A 22,187-nucleotide genomic window follows, 5' to 3' on the forward strand; every position below is an offset into this window, starting at 1 on the left:
AGGTCCGACAGACGTGTCAGGCAGTCACCGGTCGGGCCTCGCAGGGGGTGCCGCCGAGCGCACGAGGGCGGGACGGCGGGAGCATCGGCATCTCGGTCAGGCCCGGGTGGTAGACGTGCAGGCTGACCGCGGGTTCCAGCGCGTCGTTGACCACCTCGTGCACATACCCGGGTGCGAACACCCGTTGTGCGCCCGGTGCCAGCGCACGCGTCCCGCGCGCGGTCCGTTCCGTCAACACGCCCTCCAGGACGGTCAGCACTCCGGAGGACCCCCCGTGGCCGTGCGCCCCGCTGCCCTGCCCGGGCAGCCAGGACAGCAGCCACACCTCGTAGCCGGGGCCGGTGCGCAGCCGGTGGTACCAGCGGGTGGTGGCGTCGTACTCCACGAGGTGCGCCCACCGGTCGCGGTCGGCGGCGACCGAGCGGGCCAGGCCGGCGAACTCGGCGACGGTGGCGGGATGCTCGCGCGGGGGCTGGAGCAGATGCGGGACTTCGAGGATGTCGCCGGCGATCTGGAGGTCGTTGTCGCTGTTCATGGGGTGCGGTGGTCCTCGGCGGGAGAGTGCGGGCTGGCTGGGTGTCAGGTGCCGGCCGCCCGGATCGCGGACGGGAGGGTGGCCCCGGACGAGGGGAGTGGGAAACAGCAGCAGCCGAGTCGGGATGGACTCAGGGACAGCCGGAGCGCGTTGGGCTCAACAGCTGGAACAGCGGCGACAGCTACAGCGAGCGCGGGCAGCACCGTGGGACCCGGCGGTGCGGGTCGGGGTGGATGCCAAGTTCGCGAGCATGCCCACTAGGACATCGGTTCACACCTTCACTGTCAACTCGAAGCCCGGATCGTGGGATGTGTTTCACCTCATTCGGTTCATCTGGAAGGCGAAAGGTTTGCTCACCCGTTTGCCGGGACACATGGCGCACAACCGGACGGACGAGCCTCGCGGAACGCGATCGAACTCGTGAGCGTCTTCCTCCGTAGAGGTGTCCGGGAGGGCATCCGTGGGAGTCGGGCACCCTGTGCGGCCGCTTCTGCGCGTCAAGGTTTATGGCGATTTGAACACTTTCCGCTCGGCCTTGGTTCCGCAGAGTGAATAAGGGGCCCAATAGCAGATCTCGGCTTGACTCGCCCGGAGCAGCACACTTGTAATTTCACTCGTGTCGTTCAGCCGGGAAACGGTGACGGCCGCAACACGGGGACGCGAAAGACGGACGAGGGGCGCACATGACCGAGCTGGTGCAGCAACTGCTGGTCGACGACGCGGACGAGGAGCTCGGCTGGCAGGAACGCGCGCTCTGCGCCCAGACCGACCCCGAGTCCTTCTTCCCCGAGAAGGGCGGCTCGACGAGAGAGGCCAAGAAGGTCTGCCTCGCGTGCGAGGTCCGCTCCGAGTGCCTCGAATACGCCCTCGCCAACGACGAGCGCTTCGGCATCTGGGGCGGTCTGTCCGAGCGGGAACGCCGCCGGCTGAAGAAGGCGGCCGTCTGATTCCGCCGGGCCGGCGTCCGAACGGCACGGAACCTTCACGTACACACGACAAGAACGGCCCGTCGCATGTGGGTTGTCCACAGGCGGCGGGCCGCGGTCATGCCCAGCCGATAGTGTGGTCGCTCGTCCGAGACGCCCCGTGCTCCCCCGTGGGCACAGGCGTCCACCGCAGTCCACCGAACCGGGGCCCGTACCTCGATGTCCGTGCAGAGCCATCCGGCAGCGTCCCAATCCACCGCTGCCACACCTGAGTTCCCGCGTCACGTGGTGACCGCGGTCCTCGTCACGCACGACGGCGACCGCTGGCTGTCCGACGCGCTCGCCGGTCTGCTCCACCAGGAGCGCCCGGTGCAGTACGCCGTGGCGGCAGACACCGGCAGCGCGGACGACTCCGCGCGGCTGGTCACCGACGCGCTCGGCGACGACCACGTGCTGCACCTCGCCCGGCGCACCGGCTTCGGCCAGGCCGTCGAGGAGGCCAACCGCCTCGCCCCCGTCCTCACCCCGGAGGACCTGCCGTACCTCAAGCGCCCCAGCGGCTGGGACCCCGTCACACGCACCTGGCGCGACGACGCCTACGACATGCCGGAGCTGCCGCACGGCGAGCCGGTCCAGTGGCTCTGGCTGCTGCACGACGACTGCGCCCCGGAACCCGACGCGCTCGCCCAGCTGCTGCGCGTCGTGGACAACGAACTCGAGCTCGGCCGTGACGACGTGGCGGTGGTCGGCCCCAAGCTGCGCGGCTGGTACGACCGCCGGCAGCTGCTGGAGGTCGGCGTCTCCATCGCCAACTCCGGCCGCCGCTGGACCGGCCTGGACCGCCGCGAGCAGGACCAGGGCCAGCACGACCACGTCGGCCCCGTGCTGTCCGTCTCCACCGCCGGCATGCTGATCCGCCGCGACGTCTTCGAGGAACTGGGCGGCTTCGACCGCCGCCTGCCCCTCATGCGCGACGACGTCGACCTGTGCTGGCGCGCGCACGCCGCCGGCCACCGCGTCCTCGTCGCCCCCGAGGCCGTCGTACGGCACGCGGAGGCCGCCTCCCGCGAGCGCCGCACCGTCGACTGCGTGGGCCGCACCGCGGCCTCCCCGCACAAGGTCGACAAGGCCGGCGCCGTCTACACCCTGCTCGTCAACACGCGCACCGCGGCGCTGCCCTGGGTGCTGCTGCGCCTCGTGCTCGGCACGGTCCTGCGCACCCTCGCCTATCTGGTCGGCAAGGTTCCCGGACAGGCCCTCGACGAGATCCGCGGCCTGCTGGGCACCCTGCTGCGGCCCGAGCGGATCATCGCCGGACGGCGCGACCGGGGCCGCCCGGTCATCGACAAGGACGAGCTGCGACCGCTGTTCCCGCCGCCCGGCGCGACCGTGCGGGCCACCGTCGAACAGGTCGCGGGCGACTTCCTCGGCGGCTCCGACCCCGAGCTCTCCTCCGCGGGCCGGCACGGCGGCGCCGTGGAGTCCGGACCGGGCGGCGACGACGCCGACTTCCTGGAGATCGAGCAGTTCGCCCGCCTCAAGCGCATCGCCCGCAAGCCCGGACCTCTGCTCTTCCTGGTCCTGCTGCTGGTCTCGCTGGCCGCCTGCCGCGGACTCCTCGGCGGCGGCGCGCTCTCGGGCGGCGCCCTGCTGCCCGCCCCGGCCGACTCCGGCGAACTCTGGTCGCGCTACCTGGACGCCTGGCACCCGGTGGGCGCGGGCGGCACCCCGTCCGCGCCGCCCTACCTCGCGATCGTCGCGATGCTCTCCTCCCTGCTGTTCGGCTCGACCGGACTCGCGGTCACCGTCCTGCTGGTCGGCTCGGTCCCGCTGGCCGGGTTCACGGCGTACTTCGCCTCCCGCCCCCTCGTCACCTCGCGCCTGCTGCGCGCGTGGGCGGCCGTCGTCTACGCCTTCCTGCCCGCCGCCACCGGCGCCCTCGCGGGCGGACACATCGACACGGCCGTCCTCGCGGTGCTGCTGCCGCTGATCGCGCGCGCCGCCGTCGCCGCGAGCGGCCTCGCCAACCCGCCGGACGTCCGCGGCAGCTGGCGTGCCACCTGGGCGTACGCGCTGCTGCTGACGATCACCACCGCCTTCACGCCCGTCGTGTGGCCGGTCGCGCTGATCCTCGGTGTCGGCGTGCTCGTCGTGCGCCGCGGCGACATCGTCGCCTACGCCCCGCGCTTCCTGGCCCAGGTGGGCAGCCCGCTGCTGATCCTGGCGCCCTGGTCCCTGTCGCTGCTTCCCTTCGGCTTCTTCACCCAGGCCGGACTGGACTACGGCTTCTCGGCGGCCTCCGCCGTCGACCTGCTCGGCGCGAGCCCCGGCGGCCCGGGCACGGTGCACGGGATCATGCTCATCGGTATCGTCCTGGCCGCGCTCGCCGCACTGCTGCGCGGTGAGCGCCAGGCCGCGGTCCGCACCGCCTGGGCGGTCGCCCTGGTCGGCCTCGTCCTCGCCGTCCTGTCCAACAAGTCCGCCTGGGCCGGCCCCGCCACCCTCGTCTACGGCATCGCGCTGCTGGCCGCCGCCGCGCTCGGCGCCGACGGGGCCCGCGCGCGGGTGGCCGAGCAGAGCTTCGGCTGGCGCCAGCCGGTGGCCGCGCTGATCGCCCTGGCCTCGGCCGTGGGGCCCCTGCTCGTCGCCGCCGGCTGGATGATCGGCGGCGCCGACGGGCCCGTGGAGCGCCGCGACCCGGTGCAGGTGCCCGCGTTCGTCGCCGAGGAGAGCGGCACCCGCGACCAGGCCCGCACGCTGGTCCTCGACAGCGACTCCGAGGCCCTGGTCCGCTACAGCCTGGTGCGCGGCTCGGGCGCCCGCATGGGTGACGCCGAACTGGCCGCGGCCGACGGCGGCAACACCAGGCTGGACAAGGTCGTCGCCAACCTCGTGGCCGGTTCCGGCGCCGACCAGGCGAGCCAACTCGGCGGCTTCGCCGTGCGCTACGTCCTGGTGCACAAGGGAGCGCCCCGACAGGTCAGCCGCGTCCTGGACGCCACGCCCGGCCTGTCCCGGCTGAGCCAGCAGGACGGCAGCGGGCTGTGGCGGGTCGACCAGCAGGTCTCCCGCGCGGCCATCGTCCCCGCGGGCTCGGGCACCCGGGAGGCCGTCGCCGCGGGCCCGGTCGACATCCACACCACGATCCCCTCCGGCGGCGAGGGCCGGGTGCTGCGTCTCGCCGACACCGCCGCCGAGGGCTGGACCGCCACCCTGGACGGCAAGCCGCTCACCCCCACCACGGTCGACGGCTGGGCCCAGGGCTTCGAACTCCCCGCCTCCGGCGGCCGGCTGGACGTCACCTACGACGACCCGTTCGGCCACACCGCCTGGCTGTGGACCCAGGGCTCGCTCGCCGTCGTCCTGGTCGTGATGGCCCTGCCGGGCCGCCGCCGCGACGTCGACGACGACCTGCCCGACGAGGAGGCCGCGCTCGCCGAGGCCGCCGCGGGCGAGGGCCGCCGCGCCCGCCGCCTGCGCGCCCAGGCGGAAGCCGAGGCGGAGGCCGAAGCCGGGAACGGTGCCGAGTACCACGGGGCTGAATACGAGGAGGCCGCCGAGGCCGCCGAGCCGGTCGCGTACGACCCCGGCACCCAGCCTGCCGCGGAGGAGGCCCCGGCCACCGTCCCGCACCAGCAGGGCTACGACGAGTGGGACCCCGCCTCCTATCCGAACGCCGAGTACGGCGGTTACGCCGAGCAGTACGAGGGCGCCGGTCAGTACCAGGGGGCGTACGACCAGCAGGCGTACCAGGCGGACCCGTACCAGAACGGCCGGCAGGACGCCCAGTACCAGGAGGGCGGCCAGTACCAGGACGCCCAGTTCCAGGAGGGCGGTCAGTACCAGGAAGGCCAGTTCCAGGAAGGCCAGTACGACCCGTACGGGTACGGCGGCGGGCAGGGCTACGACCCGACGTACCAGCAGGGCTACGACCCGGCCTACGACCAGGGTCGGCCCCCCCACCCCCACGGCACCGGCAATGAGCGCCCCGACGGGAGCCAGCAGTGAACCGCACGACCCTGTCCCTGATCGCCGGCACGGCCGCGCTGGCCGCCGTCACCGGATTCGCCGTGCTGAGCACACCCGACGCGTCCGGCACCGACACGGCGACGGCCGCCGCCCGGCTGCCCGTGGAGCGCACGAGCCTGCTGTGCCCGGCGCCCAGCCTGTCCGACATCGCGGAGACGTCGTACACGTCGTTCACCCCGGTCACCCAGGGCGCGGCGGGCTCGGGCAAGGCCCAGCTCCTGGCCGCCACCGAGCAGACCGCGGACGGCTCGGGCGACTCCGGCTCGGACGACTCGGGTTCGGGCGACTCCGGTTCGGACGACGGCGCCGGGAAGAAGGAGGCCAAGCCCGTCCTCACCCCCGAGGACCCCGGCACCCCGGCCACCGGTGACACCTCCGGCGGCGAGGAGCCCGCGCTCGTGGGCACGGCCGACGGCAAGTTCGCGCCGGGCTGGACCGTGCAGGAGACCACCGAGGTCGCCGCCGGCACCGGGCGCGGTCTCCAGGGCGTCACCTGCACCGCCCCGGACACGGAGTTCTGGTTCCCCGGCGCCAGCACGGCCACCGAGCGCACCGACTACGTGCACCTGACCAACCCCGACGACGCCGCCGCGGTCGTCGACGTCGAGCTGTACGGCAAGGACGGCGCGATCAAATCGGAGTCGGGGGAGGGCATCACGGTGCAGCCGCACGCCAGTGAGCCCGTCCTGCTGTCCACGCTCACCGACGAGCGGCAGAGCGACCTGACGGTCCACGTCACCGTCCGCAGCGGCCGGGTCGGCGCGGCCGTGCAGGCCCTGGACGACAAGCTGGGCGGCGACTGGCTGCCCGCGTCCGCAGACGCGGCGAGCAGCCTGGTGCTGCCCGGCATCCCGAAGGACGCCACGTCGGTCCGGCTGATCGCGTTCACCCCGGGCGACCAGGACGCCGACCTGAAGCTGCGGCTGGCCTCCCCGAGCGGTTCCTTCACCCCGGCGGGCAACGAGACGCTGCACGTGAAGGGGGGCATGACGACCGCGGTCGACCTCGGTGACGTCACGCGCGGCGAGGCGGGCTCCCTGCTGCTGACCCAGGCCGACGGGTCCGTCCCGGTCGTGGCAGCCCTGCGTGTGATGCGCGGCAAGGGCGACGGTCAGGAGACGGCGTTCATCCCGGCGACGGCCCCGGTGGACACCCGCGCGACGTCCGCCGACAACAGCGACAAGGGCACCACGCTCACCCTCACGGCTCCGAAGGGCGCCGCGAAGGTCAAGGTCACGGCGTCGGCGGGCAGCGAGGGCGGCACGGCGGCGTCGAAGACCTTCACGATCAGGGCGGGCACGGCACAGAACGTCGACGCTCCGGTGCCGAGCGGTGTGAAGGGCACGTACGCGCTGACGGTCGAGCCCCTGTCCGGCGGTCCGGTCTACGCGGCCCGCACCCTGGCCGCGACCGAGTCCGGCGTGGCCGGCTTCACGATCCAGACGCTCCCGGACGACCGGGGCACGGTGTCGGTGCCACGGGCCGAGCAGGACCTGGGCGTGCTCCAGAAGTAGCTCCAGAAGTAGTTCCGCAAGGAGCTTTGCCCGGCGGTGCCGGGAGCAGCCGTTCGGCCGGTGCACATCCCTGTGCACCGGCCGAACGGCTCAGTCCTCCCCGTAGCGGGGGTCCACCGTCTCCGGGGTCAGTCCCAGCAGCTCCGCGACCTGCTCGACGACGACGTCGTGCACCAGTGCCGCCCGCTCGTCGCGCCCCTTGGTGCGGATCTCCACGGGCCGCCGGTAGACGACCACCCGGGCCCGGTGCCCGTCGCGCGCGGGCGCGGTCCCGCCGAGCGGTACCGCCTCGTCGCTCCAGGCGTCCCCCGGGCGGCTCTCCAGCCGGGGCACCTCCAGCACCAGGAAGTCGATCTCGGCGAGCTGGGGCCAGCGCCGCTCCAGCCGTTCCACGGAGTCCTGCACCAGGTCCGCGAACGCCTCGGCGCGGGACGCCGCGAGCGGAACCTGCGGCGGCGCGATCGGCCCGCGCATGCCCCTGCCGTGGCGGTCGCGACGGCGGGGCCCGGGGCCTGCGGCTCGGGGCGGTACACGGTTGTCCATCACTGGTGAAGCGTAGTCCTCGCGGGGTCCGCCCGCTCCGTCCCGCGCGGCGTCCCGCGCCCCCGCCGCGACCCGCCGTGCGGCATCCGGCCACCCCGCGCGGCGTGTCCGATGATGACCATTCAAGCCAAGGTTCGGCTCGTTTCCGTATCTCTCCAAGACCGCCACCCACAAGACAATTGACGGTGTTTGTACCGACTCATGAACGGAAGTGACCCGTCCGGGATCGTCGCCCGGAGGGGTCCGCCCAGGTCAGAAGGTCGCCTTCGGGGCGGTATGTGACGCGTCGCACAACACGACACGGTGGGGTGACCAGGTGGAGAGTCGTCGCGGCCCGCTCAAGAGTGCGGTACCGTCCAACATCGTGAGCCCTGTACGTCGTTGTTCGCGAACCGCCTGCGGCCGACCCGCCGTCGCGACGCTGACGTACGTCTACGCCGACTCGACCGCGGTCCTCGGCCCGCTCGCCACCTACGCCGAACCCCACTGCTACGACCTGTGCGCCGAGCACTCCGAGCGGCTGACCGCCCCGCGCGGCTGGGAGGTCGTCCGGCTCCTCGACGGCTCCGCCCCGGCCCGCCCGAGCGGTGACGACCTGGAGGCGCTGGCCAACGCCGTGCGCGAGGCGGCGCGCCCGCAGGAGCGGGCGGCCGGCGCGGGTGGCGGGGCACGTACGGCGGACCCGATGGAGGTCGCCCGCAGGGGTCACCTCCGAGTGCTGCGCTCGCCGGACAACTGACCCGCCGCCGATCTCGCGACCGACCCGCCGACCGGGTCGTCGGGCGTCCTTCCGCTTCCCCGCGCCCGGTTTTCCTCGCCCCCTTGTTCATCCGGATGGCGCACGCTTCTTGACGCGCGCTTGTCGCGGACACGACCATTCCGCTAGCCGGAACGAGAAATCGCTTTCGCATGACGGAATCCGGGGAGGCGCCCGTGTACGTCCAGAAGCTGGAACCGCTCGCCGATTCGCTCGGTCTGTCCGCCCTCGTCGCAGCCCTGCCCCTCGTCATCGTCCTGATCCTGCTCGGCGGCGTCCGCCTCAAGGCGCACCTCGCGGGCCTGATCGGCCTCCTCTCGGCCGTTCTCGTCGCCTGGCTCGCCTACGGCATGCCGCTCGACCAGACGCTTTCCAGCGCCGCCCAAGGGGCCGCCTTCGGCCTCTTCCCCATCCTGTGGATCGTCGTCAACGCCCTGTGGGTGTACCGGATGACCGTCCGCACCCGGCACTTCGACATCCTGCGCCGCTCCTTCGGACGGCTCTCCGACGACCCGCGCATCCAGGCCCTCGTGGTCGCCTTCTGCTTCGGCGCCCTGCTGGAGGCCCTGGCCGGCTTCGGCGCCCCCGTCGCCATCTGCTCCGTGATGCTGGTCGCCCTCGGCTTCGACCCGGTGCGCGCCGCCGTGGTCTCCCTCGTCGCCAACACCGCGCCCGTCGCCTTCGGCGCCATGGGCACCCCGGTCGTCACCCTCGCCCAGGTCACCGGCCTGCCCCTCGACTCCGTCGCCTCCGTGGTCGGCCGGCAGACCCCGCTGCTCGCCCTCGTCGTGCCGCTCGTCCTCGTCGGGCTCGTCGACGGGCGGCGCGGACTGCGCGAGACCTGGGTGCCCGCCCTGGTGTGCGGAGTCGCCTTCGCCGTCGCCCAGTTCGCCGCCTCCAACTACGTCTCCGCGCAACTCGCCGACATCGCCGCCTCCCTGGCCGGCGCCGGCGCCCTGGTCGCCGTGCCCCACGCGCGGGTGCCCGCCGCCGAGGCCGTCCGCGCGTCCGTGCTCACCGGGGACCGCAGCGCCGACCTCGACGAACACGACCCGCGCCCCGAGGTCCTGCGCGCCTACACCCCGTACGCCCTCATCGTCGTGATCTTCTCCGTCGCCCAGATCCCCGCGGTCAAGGACTGGCTCGCGCGCACCACGCAGACCTACGACTGGCCCTTCCTGGACGTCGCAGGACCGGACGGGGACCCCGTCGGCGGCAATGTGTTCAGCTGGCCGATCGTCTCCACCGGCGGCACCCTCGTCCTGATCGCCGGCGTGCTCACCGCCGTCGTCCTCGGCGTCCACGCGCGCGTGGCGGTGCGCGAATGGGCCGCCACCGTCGTGGAACTGCGGTTCGCGATCCTCACCGTGACGTCCGTGCTGGCCCTCGCCTACGTCATGAACCTCTCCGGACAGGCCGCCACGATCGGGGCCTTCGTGGCCGCCGCGGGAGCCGGGCTCGCCTTCCTGTCGCCCGTGCTCGGCTGGTTCGGCGTGGCCGTCTCCGGCTCCGACACCTCGGCCAACGCCCTGTTCGGCGCCCTCCAGGTCAGCGCCGCCCGCGAGTCGGGGCTCTCACCCGAACTCCTCGCCGCCGCCAACAGCTCCGGCGGCGTGCTCGGCAAGATGATCTCCCCGCAGAACCTCACCATCGCCTGCGCCGCGGTCGGGCTCGCCGGACGCGAGGGCGACCTGCTGCGCAAGGTGCTCCCCTGGAGCCTCGGACTGCTGCTCGTCATGTGCCTGATCGTCGTCGGACAGAGCTCCCCCGTACTGGACTGGATGCTTCCCTGACCCCCCGGCTTCGCCGACCTCACCGGCCTCCCCGCCCACGTCTGGAAGTCCGCCTGGATCCACGCCGAGTGCACGGGCCACCCGCCCCGCGCGGACGGTAGCTTGTGCTGACCCAGAGGACCTTCAGGAGGTTTCGGCCGTGGCTGCTGATCTGTCGCAGATCGTCAAGGCGTACGACGTACGCGGAGTGGTCCCGGACCAGTGGGACGAGGCGCTGGCCGAACTCTTCGGCGCGGCGTTCGTCCAGGTGACCGGTGCCGGGGCGATCGTCGTCGGCCACGACATGCGGCCGTCTTCGCCCGCCCTGTCCGGCGCCTTCGCGCGCGGCGCGACCGCGCGCGGGGCCGACGTCACCGAGATCGGCCTGTGCTCCACCGACCAGCTCTACTACGCCTCCGGCGCCCTCGGCCTTCCCGGCGCCATGTTCACGGCCTCGCACAACCCGGCGCGGTACAACGGCATCAAGCTGTGCCGCGCCGGGGCCGCGCCCGTCGGGCAGGACACCGGGCTCGCCGAGATCCGCGAACTGGTCGAGGGCTGGCTGGAGTCGGGCGCCCCCGAACCGGTCGCCGCGCCGGGAACCACCGCGCGGCGCGACACGTTGGAGGACTACGCGGCGTACCTCCGCTCCCTCGTCGACCTGACCTCGGTCCGCCCCCTGAAGGTCGTCGTCGACGCGGGCAACGGCATGGGCGGCCACACGGTGCCCACCGTGTTCGCCGGTCTGCCGCTGACCCTGGTCCCGATGTACTTCGAGCTGGACGGCACGTTCCCCAACCACGAGGCCAACCCGCTCGACCCCGCCAACCTCGTCGACCTCCAGCACCGTGTCCGCGAGGAGGGCGCCGACCTCGGCCTCGCCTTCGACGGCGACGCCGACCGCTGCTTCGTCGTCGACGAGCACGGCGACCCCGTGTCCCCGTCCGCGGTCACCGCCCTGGTGGCCGCCCGCGAGCTGGCCAGGAACGGCGGCCGGGGCACGGTCATCCACAACCTCATCACCTCCTGGTCCGTCCCCGAGGTCGTCCGCGAGCATGGCGGCACGCCGGTCCGCACCCGCGTGGGCCACTCCTTCATCAAGGCGGAGATGGCGAGCACCGGCGCGATCTTCGGCGGCGAGCACTCCGCGCACTACTACTTCAAGGACTTCTGGAACGCCGACACCGGCATGCTCGCCGCGCTGCACGTCCTCGCGGCCCTCGGCGGCCAGGACGGCCCGCTGTCGGCCCTGGTCGCCGAGTACGACCGGTACGTCGGCTCGGGCGAGATCAACTCCACGGTCGCCGACCAGCGGGGCCGCCTCGCCGCCGTGCGCTCCGCCTACGAGGGCATGGCGGGCGTCACCCTGGACGACCTCGACGGGCTCACGGTGACCAGCGCCGACTGGTGGTTCAACGTCCGCCCCTCCAACACGGAACCCCTCCTCCGCCTCAACACGGAGGCCCGCGACGAACCGACGATGACCAAGCTCCGCGACGAGCTTCTGACCCTCATCAGATCCTGAGCCTCGGCCCCGCCGGGCAGGGCGGCCGTCGTACGGGCCAGGCCACCGGGTTCCGCGGCGCCGGGCAACCATCCCGGTGCCTACCGACAGGTCCCGCCCGCCCGGACGGTCGTCGTCCGGGCTTGACCACTGGGTTTGCCGCACCGGGCCCGGCCACCGGCTCCCGCCGGGCAGGGCCTGTCCGAGGCGCCACACAACCGGGGCACGACCGCTGACCGTGCGGCCCACCGGCCGAGGCTCGGCGCGGAGGCGCTTGCGTGTGCGAGACCAGACTCGATCGGGTCCGCGTGTGTGGGCCGCGTGACCGGATCGGCAGGGCTGTGCCGGTGGTCGGTCTGGGCGAGGCCGGTATGGACGGCCTGGCCCGGTCATTCGCCGGAACCTGGTGGTGGCGCGGTCGGGCTGCCCGGGCGGGGCCCCGGTTCCGCGGCGCGTCGGACACGGCCCCGTCGCGATCGTGCCCCCGCTCGGCCGCAACGTCCCCGATTCGTCCGGACGTCGCACGTGAGGGGGACGGCGGTGGCGGCGTCAGCAGGTCATCGCGTGTTCGCCCGGCCCGGCCCGCCGCCACGGGCCGGTTGCGAGGGCGCCCGCCCCCGCACGGTGGCCCCCTGCGGCGGTACCCTGACCAGGCACATCCGTCCACGCAACCCCGCCCGAAGGGACACCCCATGCCGCTCGAAGCCGGACTTCTGGAGATCCTCGCCTGCCCGGCCTGCCACGCGCCCCTCAAGGAGCAGGAAGACGAGCTGATCTGCACCGGCCAGGACTGCGGTCTGGCGTACCCGGTCCGCGACGGCATCCCCGTCCTCCTGGTCGACGAGGCCCGCCGCCCCGCCTGACCCGGCGCCCCCGGGACCCCGTCCCGGACACCCGCGCGGACGAGACGAGCCGCCCCAAGGACCCCGGCCATCGGAGGCTGTCGCCCATGCTCGACGAATCGCTGCTCGACACCCCGGAGGGCCTCGCCGAGGCCGACCGCCGCGGCCTCCTGCGAGGCGCCGCCGAAGCCGGCGCCCGGGTCCGCACCGCCGCGCGGCAGGCCGCCGAGGCCGGTGTGAACGACCTCAAACCGGACGGCCGCCCCCGCGCCGTCCTGATCGCGGGCCCCGGCGCCTCCGCCACCCACGCGGCCGACCTCCTCGGCTCGCTCGCAGGCCCCGGCAGCCCCGTCATCCGGCTCGCCGCCACCGGCGTCGCCCCCGCCGCGGGCGCCCTGCGCTGGGAGCTGCCCGGCTGGGCCGGCTCCGTCGACCTGCTGCTGATCGCCACCCCGGACGGCACCGAACCCAGCCTGTCCCTGCTCGCCGAACAGTCGTACCGCCGCGGCTGCTCGGTCGTCGCCGTGGCACCCGCCGGCACCCCCCTCGCCGAGGCCGTCGAGGGCGCCCACGGCCTGTTCCTGCCCATGGCCACCGCCCCCTACGACCACGAGGAACCCCTCGCCGCGTCCTCCCCGGGCGTCCTGTGGGCCCTGCTGACCCCGCTGCTCGCGCTCCTCGACCGCGTCGGCCTGGTCATCGCCCCTGCCGAGGCCCTGGAGAAGGTCGCCGACCGGCTCGACCAGGTCGCCGAGCGCTGCGGCCCGGCCATCGTCACCTACAGCAACCCCGCCAAGACCCTCGCCGCCGAGCTCGCCGACGCGCTCCCGGTGATCTGGACCGAGGGCCCCTCCGCCGGACCGGCGGGCCGCCGCTTCTCCGCCGCCCTCGCCGAACTCGCCGGCCGCCCCGCCCTCGTCGAGGAACTCCCCGAGGCCCTCGCCGCGCACACCGCCCTGCTCGCCGGACCGCTCGCCGCCAGCGCCGACCCGGACGACTTCTTCCGCGACCGCGTCGACGAGCCCGCGGCGCTGCACGCGCGCGTGGTGCTGCTCCGCGACCGCCCGCTCGGCGGCCTCACCGCCGCCCCCGCCGCCCGCGACCTGGCGCTCACCCACGACACGCCGATCAGCGAGCTGGAGCCCGAGGACGGCGACGACCTGGAGACCCTCGCGGAGCTGATCGCCACGACGGATTTCGCCGCCGTTTACCTCGCGCTCGCCTCCGGGGCCTGATCTTGTCGACGACGATGACGCCCTGACCGCCGTACCCGGAGCGCCCCCTGCCGTACGCAACCCGGCGTACGTGCGAATGAAGACAGGCAGAGAGAACTCGATGGACCGCCTCGACAACACCGTCCGCCCCTACGCCTGGGGATCCCCCACGGCCATCCCGAAGCTCCTCGGCGTCGAGCCGACCGGCGAACCGCAGGCGGAGATGTGGATGGGCGCCCACCCCGGCGCCCCCTCGCGCACCGCGCGCGGGACCCTCGTCGACGTCATAGACGCGGCCCCGGAGAAGGAGCTGGGCCCCGAGGCCGTCGCCAGGTTCGGCCCCCGCCTGCCCTTCCTGCTGAAGATCCTCGCCGCAGGCGCCCCGCTCTCCCTCCAGGTCCACCCCGACCTGGAGCAGGCCAGGGACGGCTACGCCGACGAGGAGCGGCGCGGCATCCCCCTGGACGCCCCGCACCGCAACTACAAGGACGCCAACCACAAGCCCGAACTCATCTGCGCGCTGACCGAGTTCGACGGCCTGTGCGGCTTCCGCGACCCGCTCGCCGCCGCCGGCCTGCTCGACGGGCTCGGCGTCGACTCCCTCAAGCCGTACGTCGACCTCCTGCACGCCCACCCCGAGGAGGCGGCCCTGCGCGAGGTCCTCACCGCGATCCTCACCGCCGACCGCGAGGAGCTGGCCCACACGGTCACCCTGGCCACCGCGGCCTGCACCCGCCTCGGCGGCGACTACGAGCCCTACGCCGACATCGCCCACCACTACCCGGGCGACCCCGGCGTCATCGCCGCCATGCTCCTCAACCACGTCCGGCTCCAGCCCGGCGAGGCCCTGTTCCTCGGCGCCGGTATCCCGCACGCCTACCTGAACGGCCTCGGCGTCGAGATCATGGCCAACTCCGACAACGTCCTGCGCTGCGGCCTCACCCCGAAGCACGTCGACGTCCCCGAACTCCTGCGCATCGTCCGCTTCGAGCCGAGCGACCCGGGAATCCTGCGCCCCGAGGCGTCCCCGGACGGCGAGGAGGTCTACGAGACGCCGATCGACGAGTTCCGCCTGTCCCGGTACGTCCTGCCCGAGGGCGCCGCCGCCCGCGACCTCAGCCTCCCCACCCCGCAGATCCTGCTGTGCACGGCCGGTTCCGTCCGCGCGGGCGAGCACGAGCTGGCCCCCGGGCAGTCCGTCTTCGTCCCGGCGGGGGAGAAGGCCGAGGCGTCCGGGGCGGGCACCCTGTTCCGGGCCACTGTGATCATCTGACCGGGCTTGTGGACACCTGCCGCACCCCCGCCGGAACGGGCTGCAACAATGGCCCACCGGCAAAGGGCGGGCAAAGGCGGCGGGTGTCGAGGACTGACCCGGCCCGGACGGCGTAGACGTACACAGGCGTAGGCGAAGGGACAACGCGGACACATGAGCGCGTCAGGCGGCACCAGGGCGATCGTGGCGGCACTCGGCGCCAACCTCGCCATCGCGGTTTCGAAGTTCGTGGCGTTCGCGTTCAGCGGCTCGTCCTCGATGCTCGCCGAGGGCGTGCACTCGCTCGCCGACTCGGGCAACCAGTTCCTGCTGCTGATCGGCGGCAAGAAGGCCCAGCGCGAGGCGACCCCGCAACACCCCTTCGGCTACGGCCGCGAGCGCTACATCTACGCCTTCCTCGTCTCGATCGTCCTCTTCTCGGTCGGCGGCATGTTCGCCATCTACGAGGGCTACGAGAAGATCAGCCACCCGCACGAGGTGGAGCACTGGTACTGGCCGGTCGGCGTCCTCGTCTTCGCGATCATCGCCGAGGGCTTCTCCTTCCGCACGGCCATCAAGGAGTCCAACGAACTGCGCGGCAAGCTCTCCTGGTCGCAGTTCGTCCGCCGGGCCAAGGCACCCGAGCTGCCGGTCGTCCTCCTGGAGGACTTCGGCGCACTCATCGGTCTGGTCCTCGCCCTCGTCGGCGTCGGCTTGGCGCTGATCACCGGGGACGGCGTCTGGGACGGCATCGGCACGGTCTGTATCGGTGTCCTGCTCGTCTGCATCGCCCTCGTCCTCGCCGCCGAGACCAAGTCGCTGCTGCTCGGCGAGGCCGCAGGCATCGAGGAGGTCAGGAAGATCGAGGCCGCGACCGTCGACGGCGACACCGTCACCGGCATCATCCACATGCGCACCCTCCACCTCGGCCCCGAGGAACTGCTGGTCGCCGCCAAGGTCGCCGTCCAGCACGACGACTCGGCCGCCGACGTCGCGAACGCCATCAACGCCGCCGAGGCCCGCATCCGTGAGGCCGTCCCGATCGCCCGCGTGATCTACCTCGAACCCGACATCTACAGCGAGGCCGAGGCCGCCAAGGGCGCCGACCCGGAGGCCACCCCCGGCGGCCCCGCCCAGCACACCGCCGGGCACTGAGCACCACGGCACCACGCCGAACGACCACGGGGCCCGCCGGACGTCCTCCGGCGGGCCCCGTCGGCTTCCCGACCGCCCATGGACGGTCGCGCCGCCCTGCTCAGACGGGCGGCCGCACCGGCCAGGGCGACGGCGGCGCCTGCACCGCCCCGCGTCGCCGCACCACCAGCGCCGCGATCCCCAGCCCGACACCAGTCAGCACCAGCAGACTTCCCACCAGCACCCCGAAGCCCAGCAGGGCCACGGGCGCCGTGGCGTCCTTCGTCACCCGCCCCCGCACGGCGCCCACTGGGACCGTCCCGCCGTGGTCCGAGGCGAAGAACCGTGAGTCCATCGCGTCGGACCGGTGATCACCCAGCAGGAACAGCCGCCCCTCGGGCACCCGCACGTCGTACGGCCGGCCCAGACCGTCGGCGTCCCCACCGCTCACATACGGCTCCCGCACCGGCTTCCCGTTCACGGTGATCCGCTTCTCGGAGCCCACCCGGGCGTAGCACGCCACCCGGTCGCCGCCCACCCCGACGACCCGCTGCATCAGAACACCCTCCGCCGAGTAGCGCTCGGGCGCCGAGAAGACCACCACGTCCCCCCTCCGCACCTCGTCGCCGCTCACCTTCTCCCACACAATCCGGTCACCCGGCTCGTACGTCGGAGACATGCTCTGGCTCGAAACGGTCGACGCCCCGTATACGTCCTTCGTGTACACCACCCCGCCGATCGCCACGACCACCCCCAGCAGTCCCACGACCACGGCCGCGACCGCGAGTCCTCGCCCCTTGCCGGCCATTGCTTTCCTCCCCGTGCGGTCCCTCCGCGGCGCGGAGGACAGTCCCCGGACATGAACCGCCGCGGCAAAAGTCCTGCTCGACCATGGTCCTGGACGCCATCACGCCCCGTGTTCGGCGTGATCTGTTCGCAGATGGACTGGGGACGCCGGTGCCGTCCGGTGTAGCTTGGGAGCGAGCCAGACGTCGCTGCTGATGGCGGTCGGGCGGTCCCACCGCGGATCGGCCGAGGGAGAGAGGGCCTCCGACGGACTGCGCTGCGCGCACCTGGGCATGCCTGTGTCCTCCTTTCGGGCACCCCTATGTCCGTCGCTGCGCAGACCAGCCGTACCCACCTCGAACCCAACCCCCGAGGAGCAGCTCGTTATGACGACTGTCGACAGCCGACAGGACTTCAAGGTCGCCGATCTCTCGCTGGCCGAATTCGGCCGCAAGGAGATCACCCTCGCCGAGCACGAGATGCCCGGCCTCATGTCGATCCGCAAGGAGTACGCCGAGGCCCAGCCCCTCGCCGGCGCCCGCGTCACCGGCTCCCTGCACATGACCGTGCAGACCGCCGTCCTCATCGAGACCCTCGTCGCCCTCGGCGCCCGGGTCCGCTGGGCCTCCTGCAACATCTTCTCCACCCAGGACCACGCGGCCGCCGCCATCGCCGTCGGCCCGGACGGAACGCCCGACAACCCGCAGGGCATCCCGGTCTTCGCCTGGAAGGGCGAGACCCTGGACGAGTACTGGTGGTGCACCGAGCAGGCGCTGACCTGGCCGGACAGCCCCACCGGCGGCCCGAACATGATCCTCGACGACGGCGGCGACGCCACCCTCCTCGTCCACAAGGGCGTCGAGTACGAGAAGGACGGCAAGGTCCCCGGCCTGGAGACCGCCGAGTCCGACGAGCACCGCGTCATCCTCCAGCTGCTGCACCGCACCCTGGGCGAGAACCCCCAGAAGTGGACCCAGCTCGCCTCCGAGATCCGCGGTGTCACCGAGGAGACCACGACCGGCGTCCACCGCCTGTACGAGATGCAGCGCGACGGCGTCCTCCTCTTCCCGGCGATCAACGTCAACGACGCCGTCACCAAGTCGAAGTTCGACAACAAGTACGGCTGCCGCCACTCCCTCATCGACGGCATCAACCGCGCCACCGACGTCCTGATCGGCGGCAAGACCGCCGTCGTCTGCGGCTACGGCGACGTCGGCAAGGGCTGCGCCGAGTCCCTGCGCGGCCAGGGCGCCCGAGTGATCGTCACCGAGATCGACCCGATCTGCGCCCTCCAGGCGGCCATGGACGGCTACCAGGTCGCGACCCTCGACGACGTCATCGGCCAGGCCGACATCTTCGTCACCACGACCGGCAACCGGGACATCATCATGGCCTCCGACATGGCCAAGATGAAGCACCAGGCCATCGTCGGCAACATCGGCCACTTCGACAACGAGATCGACATGGCCGGCCTCGCCAAGGTCCCCGGCATCGTCAAGGACGAGGTCAAGCCCCAGGTCCACACCTGGACCTTTCCGGACGGCAAGAAGATCATCGTGCTGTCCGAGGGCCGCCTGCTGAACCTGGGCAACGCCACCGGCCACCCGTCGTTCGTGATGTCCAACTCCTTCGCGGACCAGACCCTGGCCCAGATCGAGCTGTTCACCAAGCCCGACGAGTACCCCACCGGCGTGTACACGCTGCCCAAGCACCTCGACGAGAAGGTCGCCCGCCTCCACCTCGACGCGCTCGGCGTGAAGCTGACCACGCTGCGCCCGGAGCAGGCCGCGTACATCGGCGTGGAGGTCGACGGCCCGTACAAGTCGGACCACTACCGCTACTGAGTCCGCACACCCGCCTACCAGGAAGCGCGTCGGTGCACCGACGCGCCGCCCGGCGGCAGGACCTCCGAGACAGGCCCCCGCACCCCCGTGGCGGGGGCCTGCCCCTTTGGCCGACCGGCCGTCACACCGGTCGCGGCGGTCCGTCCGTCGCGACGACCGGACCACCAGCCCGTCAAGACCCAGGACCCCCATGCCCCGCGGCCGTTATTCGCTCCACGATCCGCACGATCACACCCCCTTCGCCGACGAGCACTTCCACTGCGCCCCCGGCCCGTCCGGCTGGCGCTACGTCTCCCAGCTGACCACCCCCTCGGGCGACCCCTACGGCTCCGTCGACCTCGCCCTCGACGAACTCGGCCGCCCCATCCGCCTCGAACTCCACGCCGGGGGCTGGCAGGTGCGCGGCGCCGCCCTCGACGGCGTCACCTGGGTCCGTACCGACCCCACCGGCACCGAGGCCACCGAAGGCAATGTGCGCGCCCACGCCTTCACCGGCTCGTCCCCCGCGTTCCTCGTCGCCACCGCCCGTCTCCTGCGCCTCACCCCTTCCGCCGCCGCGACCCGCGTACGCCTCGTCACCTTCACCGACCCCGTGCTCGCCCCCCGCACGGTGGACCAGTCCTGGGCACTGGTGAACAGCGAAGCACACGCCACTGACAACGCCCCCCTCGCCGTGGACGAATACCAGGTCACAGCCCTGGACACGGGGGAAAGGCACACCGTCCACATCGCCGGCGACGTGGTCCTCTCGGCGCCCGGCATCGAGCTGGAGGACCTGGAATCACCGCCGTCGGTCTTCGGCTGACGGCACGGGCGCCCCGCGGCTAGGCGGGCGGCACGAACCCGGTGCGGGGCCGCTCGACCGGCGCACCGTCCTGCGGAACCGGCCGCGACACGGGTGGAGCCGCCGGCGCCTCGGGCGGAACGTAGGTGCCGGGAACCCCGGGCGCGGCCGACCCCGCGGAAGCAGCGGCAGAGGGAGAAGCAGAACCGGCGGGACCGGACGGTGGGACCGCGCCGCCGTCCCCGAACGCCCTGCGGGCGTCACGCGCCTGCCGCTCCTGCACGACCGCCGCCAGATACGCGGCCGGCGGCACACCCGGCACCACCGGAGCCCCGGTGCGTGCCGCCAGCTCCGACGCCAGCCGCTCCGCCATGGCCCAGGAGACCTGCGGATCGAGCTGGTGCATCCGTATCAGGTACTGCCGGACCTCCAGCCACAGACCGTCGGGCACCGCCGACAGATCGAGCGCGGCGAACTGCCCCGTGAGCCACGGCGGCGGAGGCGGCACGAACTCGGCCTGCCCGACGGGCACCCGCTCCCGCACGACCAGCGTGCCCGCGAAGACGTCACCGATCCGCCGCCCACGCGCGGACACGAACGAGGCGATACAGGCGACGGTCCCGAACGTCATCAGGATCTCCACGACACCGACCGCCCCGCGCACGAGCGCGTGCCGGAACCGGATCGGTCCACCGTCGTCCCGCACCACCCGCAGCCCGAGCGCCAGCTTCCCCAGCGACCGCCCATGGCTGAGCGTCTCCACCGCGATCGGCGCACCCACCAGCACCAGCAGGAACGTCGCGATCGACAGCGCCAGCTGCGCGGCCTCGTCCAGCGACGCCGTCGCCGCCGCCAGTCCCAAGGACACGACGACATAGACGAACATCGCCGCGATCAGGTCGAGCAGCACCGCCAGCGCCCTGCTGGGCAGCCTCGCGGGGCGCAGTTCGAGCGCCACCGCCTCCCCCGTCACCAGCTCACTCACGAGCGTCGTCCTTCCCCTGGTCTGCCCCGAGAACCGCAAGTCTGCCAAGCTGAGGGAGCATCGCGCCCCAGTAGGACAAGCTGACAGTCTCGACGAGCAGTCGACGACCGGCCGAGGAGCAGGCACACCCGATGGACCTGGACGTCTTCGTCTCCGCCCACCGAGCCGAGTGGGACCGCCTCGACGCCCTGCTGCGCCGCCGCGGTCGACTCACCGGAGCGGAGGCCGACGAACTCGTCAGCCTTTACCAGCGCACGGCCACCCATCTCTCGCTCCTCCAGTCCAGCGCCCCCGACCCGCACCTGACGGGCCGCCTCAGCCGGCTCGTGGCCCGCGCGCGGGCCACGGTGACGGGCACCCGCCGCGCCTCATGGCGCGACGTGACGCGCTTCCTGGGACGGGGTTTCCCCGCCGCCGTGTACCGGGCCCGCCGCTGGTGGGTGCCGACGGCCCTGCTGTCCACCGCCGTGGGCGCCCTCATCGGCTGGTGGATCGGTACGCACCCGGAAGTGCAGTCCGCCATAGGGGCGCCCAACCAATTGCGGCAGATGACCCGCCCCGGCGGTGAGTACGAGACGTACTACTCCAGTCATCCCGCGGCCTCCTTCGCGGCTCAGGTGTGGACCAACAACGCCCAGGCCGCCGCGATGTGCCTGGTCCTGGGGGTCTTCCTGGGTCTCCCGGTCCTCTGGATCCTCTTCCAGAACATGCTCAACCTCGGTGTCGGCTTCGGACTGATGTCGTCGGCCGGCCGGCTCGACACCTTCCTCGGCCTGGTCCTCCCGCACGGGCTGCTCGAACTCACCGCGGTCTTCGTCGCCGCCGGTACGGGGATGCGCCTCGGCTGGACCGTGATCGACCCGGGCCCACGGACCCGCCGCACCGCCCTCGCCGAGGAGGGGAGGGCGGCCGTCGGCATGGCCATCGGACTGGCGCTGGTCCTGTTCGTGTCGGGCGCGATCGAAGGCTTCGTCACCCCGTCGGGCCTGCCCACCTGGGCGCGCATCGGAATCGGCATCGCCGCCGAGCTGGCCTTCCTGACCTACGTGTTCGTCCTCGGCGGCCGTGCCGCGCGGGAGGGCGAGACGGGTGACCTTGAGGCATCCGAGCGGAGTTCGGCCGTCCCGACGGCCGCCTGATGTGCAAGTGGCCCCGGTGAGCTGCTAGTCTCCTCTTCGCCCCACAGGAGCCGTTGACACGGAGCGTGTGGGGAGGTAGATTCAAACAGTTGCCCAGGAACCGGATGGTTCATAGGGCGGGTCGTTTGAATCCATCTGCTTCTCGTGAAGTCACTTTACCGAGAAGCGCACTCCCGATTACTCAGGAATGAGCGGCCGGTCAGAACGGCCCGGAACTTCTGATAAAGTCGGAACCGCCGGAAAGGGAAACGCGAGAGCGGGAACCTGGAAAGCACCGAGGAAATCGGATCGGAAAAAGATCTGATAGAGTCGGAAACACCGAAGGGAAGCGCCCGGAGGAAAGCCCGGAAGGGTGAGTACGAAGGAAGCGTCCGTTCCTTGAGAACTCAACAGCGTGCCAAAAGTCAACGCCAGATATGTTGATACCCCGTCTCCAGCTTTCTCGGCTGGGACGTGGTTCCTTTGAAGAAAAATTACAGCGAGGACGCTGTGGACGGCCGGATCATTCCTCCGGCTGTCCCGCTCCCGTGAAAGCATTCACGGAGAGTTTGATCCTGGCTCAGGACGAACGCTGGCGGCGTGCTTAACACATGCAAGTCGAACGATGAACCACTTCGGTGGGGATTA

17 protein-coding genes and 1 rRNA gene are annotated in these 22,187 nt (G+C 72.4%); 14 read left to right on the forward strand and 4 right to left on the reverse strand.

Features of this window, described 5'->3' with window-relative positions; all coding sequences use genetic code 11:
- Positions 1–16 precede the first annotated feature (16 nt).
- Complete coding sequence (locus AB0F77_RS06625) at positions 17–535, reverse strand: cysteine dioxygenase (protein ID WP_361942491.1); 519 nt, start codon at positions 533–535, stop codon at positions 17–19.
- Positions 536–1,218: 683 nt separating this feature from the next.
- Between AB0F77_RS06625 and AB0F77_RS06630 the strand changes: the two genes are divergently transcribed.
- From AB0F77_RS06630 to AB0F77_RS06640, 3 genes are all read left to right on the forward strand, one after another.
- The gene (locus AB0F77_RS06630; protein WP_003975777.1) at positions 1,219–1,482 is read left to right on the forward strand and encodes a WhiB family transcriptional regulator; all 264 of its coding nucleotides are present in this window, start codon (positions 1,219–1,221) and stop codon (positions 1,480–1,482) included.
- A 198-nt stretch (positions 1,483–1,680) separates the two neighbouring features.
- Positions 1,681–5,469: a glycosyltransferase gene (locus AB0F77_RS06635; RefSeq protein WP_361942494.1), complete on the forward strand. Its 3,789-nt coding sequence runs from the start codon at positions 1,681–1,683 to the stop codon at positions 5,467–5,469.
- The gene (locus AB0F77_RS06640; protein ID WP_361942497.1) at positions 5,466–7,004 is read left to right on the forward strand and encodes a DUF5719 family protein; all 1,539 of its coding nucleotides are present in this window, start codon (positions 5,466–5,468) and stop codon (positions 7,002–7,004) included. Before AB0F77_RS06635 ends, AB0F77_RS06640 begins: the two co-directional genes overlap by 4 nt.
- Positions 7,005–7,094: 90 nt before the next feature.
- Here the strand turns inward: AB0F77_RS06640 and AB0F77_RS06645 are convergent, their stop codons facing one another.
- Complete coding sequence (locus AB0F77_RS06645) at positions 7,095–7,547, reverse strand: metallopeptidase family protein (protein WP_361942563.1); 453 nt, start codon at positions 7,545–7,547, stop codon at positions 7,095–7,097.
- Between the two features lie 316 nt (positions 7,548–7,863).
- On the opposite strand from AB0F77_RS06645, the gene AB0F77_RS06650 reads away from it, so the two are divergent.
- From AB0F77_RS06650 to AB0F77_RS06680, 7 genes are all read left to right on the forward strand, one after another.
- On the forward strand, positions 7,864–8,286 hold the full coding sequence (locus tag AB0F77_RS06650; RefSeq protein WP_361942500.1) for a DUF3499 domain-containing protein: 423 nt from the start codon (positions 7,864–7,866) through the stop codon (positions 8,284–8,286).
- A gap of 194 nt (positions 8,287–8,480) precedes the next feature.
- On the forward strand, positions 8,481–10,097 hold the full coding sequence (locus AB0F77_RS06655) for an L-lactate permease (protein WP_361942566.1): 1,617 nt from the start codon (positions 8,481–8,483) through the stop codon (positions 10,095–10,097).
- A 139-nt stretch (positions 10,098–10,236) separates the two neighbouring features.
- Positions 10,237–11,601, forward strand: coding sequence for a phosphomannomutase/phosphoglucomutase (locus tag AB0F77_RS06660; RefSeq protein WP_361942503.1), 1,365 nt, complete (start codon positions 10,237–10,239; stop codon positions 11,599–11,601).
- A 671-nt stretch (positions 11,602–12,272) separates the two neighbouring features.
- Complete coding sequence (locus tag AB0F77_RS06665; RefSeq protein ID WP_361942506.1) at positions 12,273–12,443, forward strand: Trm112 family protein; 171 nt, start codon at positions 12,273–12,275, stop codon at positions 12,441–12,443.
- A gap of 86 nt (positions 12,444–12,529) precedes the next feature.
- On the forward strand, positions 12,530–13,657 hold the full coding sequence (locus tag AB0F77_RS06670; RefSeq protein WP_361942509.1) for an SIS domain-containing protein: 1,128 nt from the start codon (positions 12,530–12,532) through the stop codon (positions 13,655–13,657).
- A 100-nt stretch (positions 13,658–13,757) separates the two neighbouring features.
- The gene (manA, locus tag AB0F77_RS06675) at positions 13,758–14,909 is read left to right on the forward strand and encodes a mannose-6-phosphate isomerase, class I (protein ID WP_361942512.1); all 1,152 of its coding nucleotides are present in this window, start codon (positions 13,758–13,760) and stop codon (positions 14,907–14,909) included.
- Between the two features lie 153 nt (positions 14,910–15,062).
- Positions 15,063–16,043 carry a cation diffusion facilitator family transporter gene (locus AB0F77_RS06680; protein ID WP_361942515.1) on the forward strand — a complete coding sequence of 327 codons (981 nt, stop codon included), beginning with the start codon at positions 15,063–15,065 and terminating at the stop codon, positions 16,041–16,043.
- Between the two features lie 100 nt (positions 16,044–16,143).
- Here the strand turns inward: AB0F77_RS06680 and lepB are convergent, their stop codons facing one another.
- Positions 16,144–16,830 carry a signal peptidase I gene (gene lepB / locus AB0F77_RS06685; RefSeq protein ID WP_361942518.1) on the reverse strand — a complete coding sequence of 229 codons (687 nt, stop codon included), beginning with the start codon at positions 16,828–16,830 and terminating at the stop codon, positions 16,144–16,146.
- A 364-nt stretch (positions 16,831–17,194) separates the two neighbouring features.
- Between lepB and ahcY the strand changes: the two genes are divergently transcribed.
- Together ahcY and AB0F77_RS06695 are read left to right on the forward strand one after the other, a co-directional pair.
- Positions 17,195–18,652, forward strand: coding sequence for an adenosylhomocysteinase (gene ahcY, locus AB0F77_RS06690; RefSeq protein WP_361942521.1), 1,458 nt, complete (start codon positions 17,195–17,197; stop codon positions 18,650–18,652).
- A gap of 190 nt (positions 18,653–18,842) precedes the next feature.
- Complete coding sequence (locus AB0F77_RS06695) at positions 18,843–19,457, forward strand: hypothetical protein (RefSeq protein WP_361942524.1); 615 nt, start codon at positions 18,843–18,845, stop codon at positions 19,455–19,457.
- 19 nt (positions 19,458–19,476) lie between these two features.
- Here AB0F77_RS06695 and AB0F77_RS06700 read toward each other — a convergent pair whose 3' ends face one another.
- On the reverse strand, positions 19,477–20,421 hold the full coding sequence (locus AB0F77_RS06700; protein WP_361942527.1) for an RDD family protein: 945 nt from the start codon (positions 20,419–20,421) through the stop codon (positions 19,477–19,479).
- Between the two features lie 131 nt (positions 20,422–20,552).
- Between AB0F77_RS06700 and AB0F77_RS06705 the strand changes: the two genes are divergently transcribed.
- Positions 20,553–21,560, forward strand: coding sequence for a stage II sporulation protein M (locus tag AB0F77_RS06705; protein ID WP_361942530.1), 1,008 nt, complete (start codon positions 20,553–20,555; stop codon positions 21,558–21,560).
- A gap of 536 nt (positions 21,561–22,096) precedes the next feature.
- Positions 22,097–22,187: ribosomal RNA gene (locus AB0F77_RS06710) — 16S ribosomal RNA — on the forward strand; the annotation flags it as partial.

This window comes from Streptomyces sp. NPDC026672, assembly GCF_040638185.1.
GTDB lineage: Bacteria > Actinomycetota > Actinomycetes > Streptomycetales > Streptomycetaceae > Streptomyces.

What these genes read in the sequence shown, in the direction of transcription:
- AB0F77_RS06695 (WP_361942524.1), top strand. Translation starts at nt 18,843, where the DNA reads ATGCCCCGCGGCCGTTATTCGCTCCACGATCCGCACGATCACACCCCC.
- AB0F77_RS06680 (WP_361942515.1), top strand. Translation starts at nt 15,063, where the DNA reads ATGAGCGCGTCAGGCGGCACCAGGGCGATCGTGGCGGCACTCGGCGCC.
- AB0F77_RS06665 (WP_361942506.1), top strand. Translation starts at nt 12,273, where the DNA reads ATGCCGCTCGAAGCCGGACTTCTGGAGATCCTCGCCTGCCCGGCCTGC.
- lepB (WP_361942518.1), bottom strand. Translation starts at nt 16,830, where the DNA reads ATGGCCGGCAAGGGGCGAGGACTCGCGGTCGCGGCCGTGGTCGTGGGA.
- AB0F77_RS06625 (WP_361942491.1), bottom strand. Translation starts at nt 535, where the DNA reads ATGAACAGCGACAACGACCTCCAGATCGCCGGCGACATCCTCGAAGTC.
- AB0F77_RS06645 (WP_361942563.1), bottom strand. Translation starts at nt 7,547, where the DNA reads ATGGACAACCGTGTACCGCCCCGAGCCGCAGGCCCCGGGCCCCGCCGT.
- AB0F77_RS06635 (WP_361942494.1), top strand. Translation starts at nt 1,681, where the DNA reads ATGTCCGTGCAGAGCCATCCGGCAGCGTCCCAATCCACCGCTGCCACA.
- AB0F77_RS06705 (WP_361942530.1), top strand. Translation starts at nt 20,553, where the DNA reads ATGGACCTGGACGTCTTCGTCTCCGCCCACCGAGCCGAGTGGGACCGC.
- AB0F77_RS06630 (WP_003975777.1), top strand. Translation starts at nt 1,219, where the DNA reads ATGACCGAGCTGGTGCAGCAACTGCTGGTCGACGACGCGGACGAGGAG.
- manA (WP_361942512.1), top strand. Translation starts at nt 13,758, where the DNA reads ATGGACCGCCTCGACAACACCGTCCGCCCCTACGCCTGGGGATCCCCC.
- ahcY (WP_361942521.1), top strand. Translation starts at nt 17,195, where the DNA reads ATGACGACTGTCGACAGCCGACAGGACTTCAAGGTCGCCGATCTCTCG.
- AB0F77_RS06670 (WP_361942509.1), top strand. Translation starts at nt 12,530, where the DNA reads ATGCTCGACGAATCGCTGCTCGACACCCCGGAGGGCCTCGCCGAGGCC.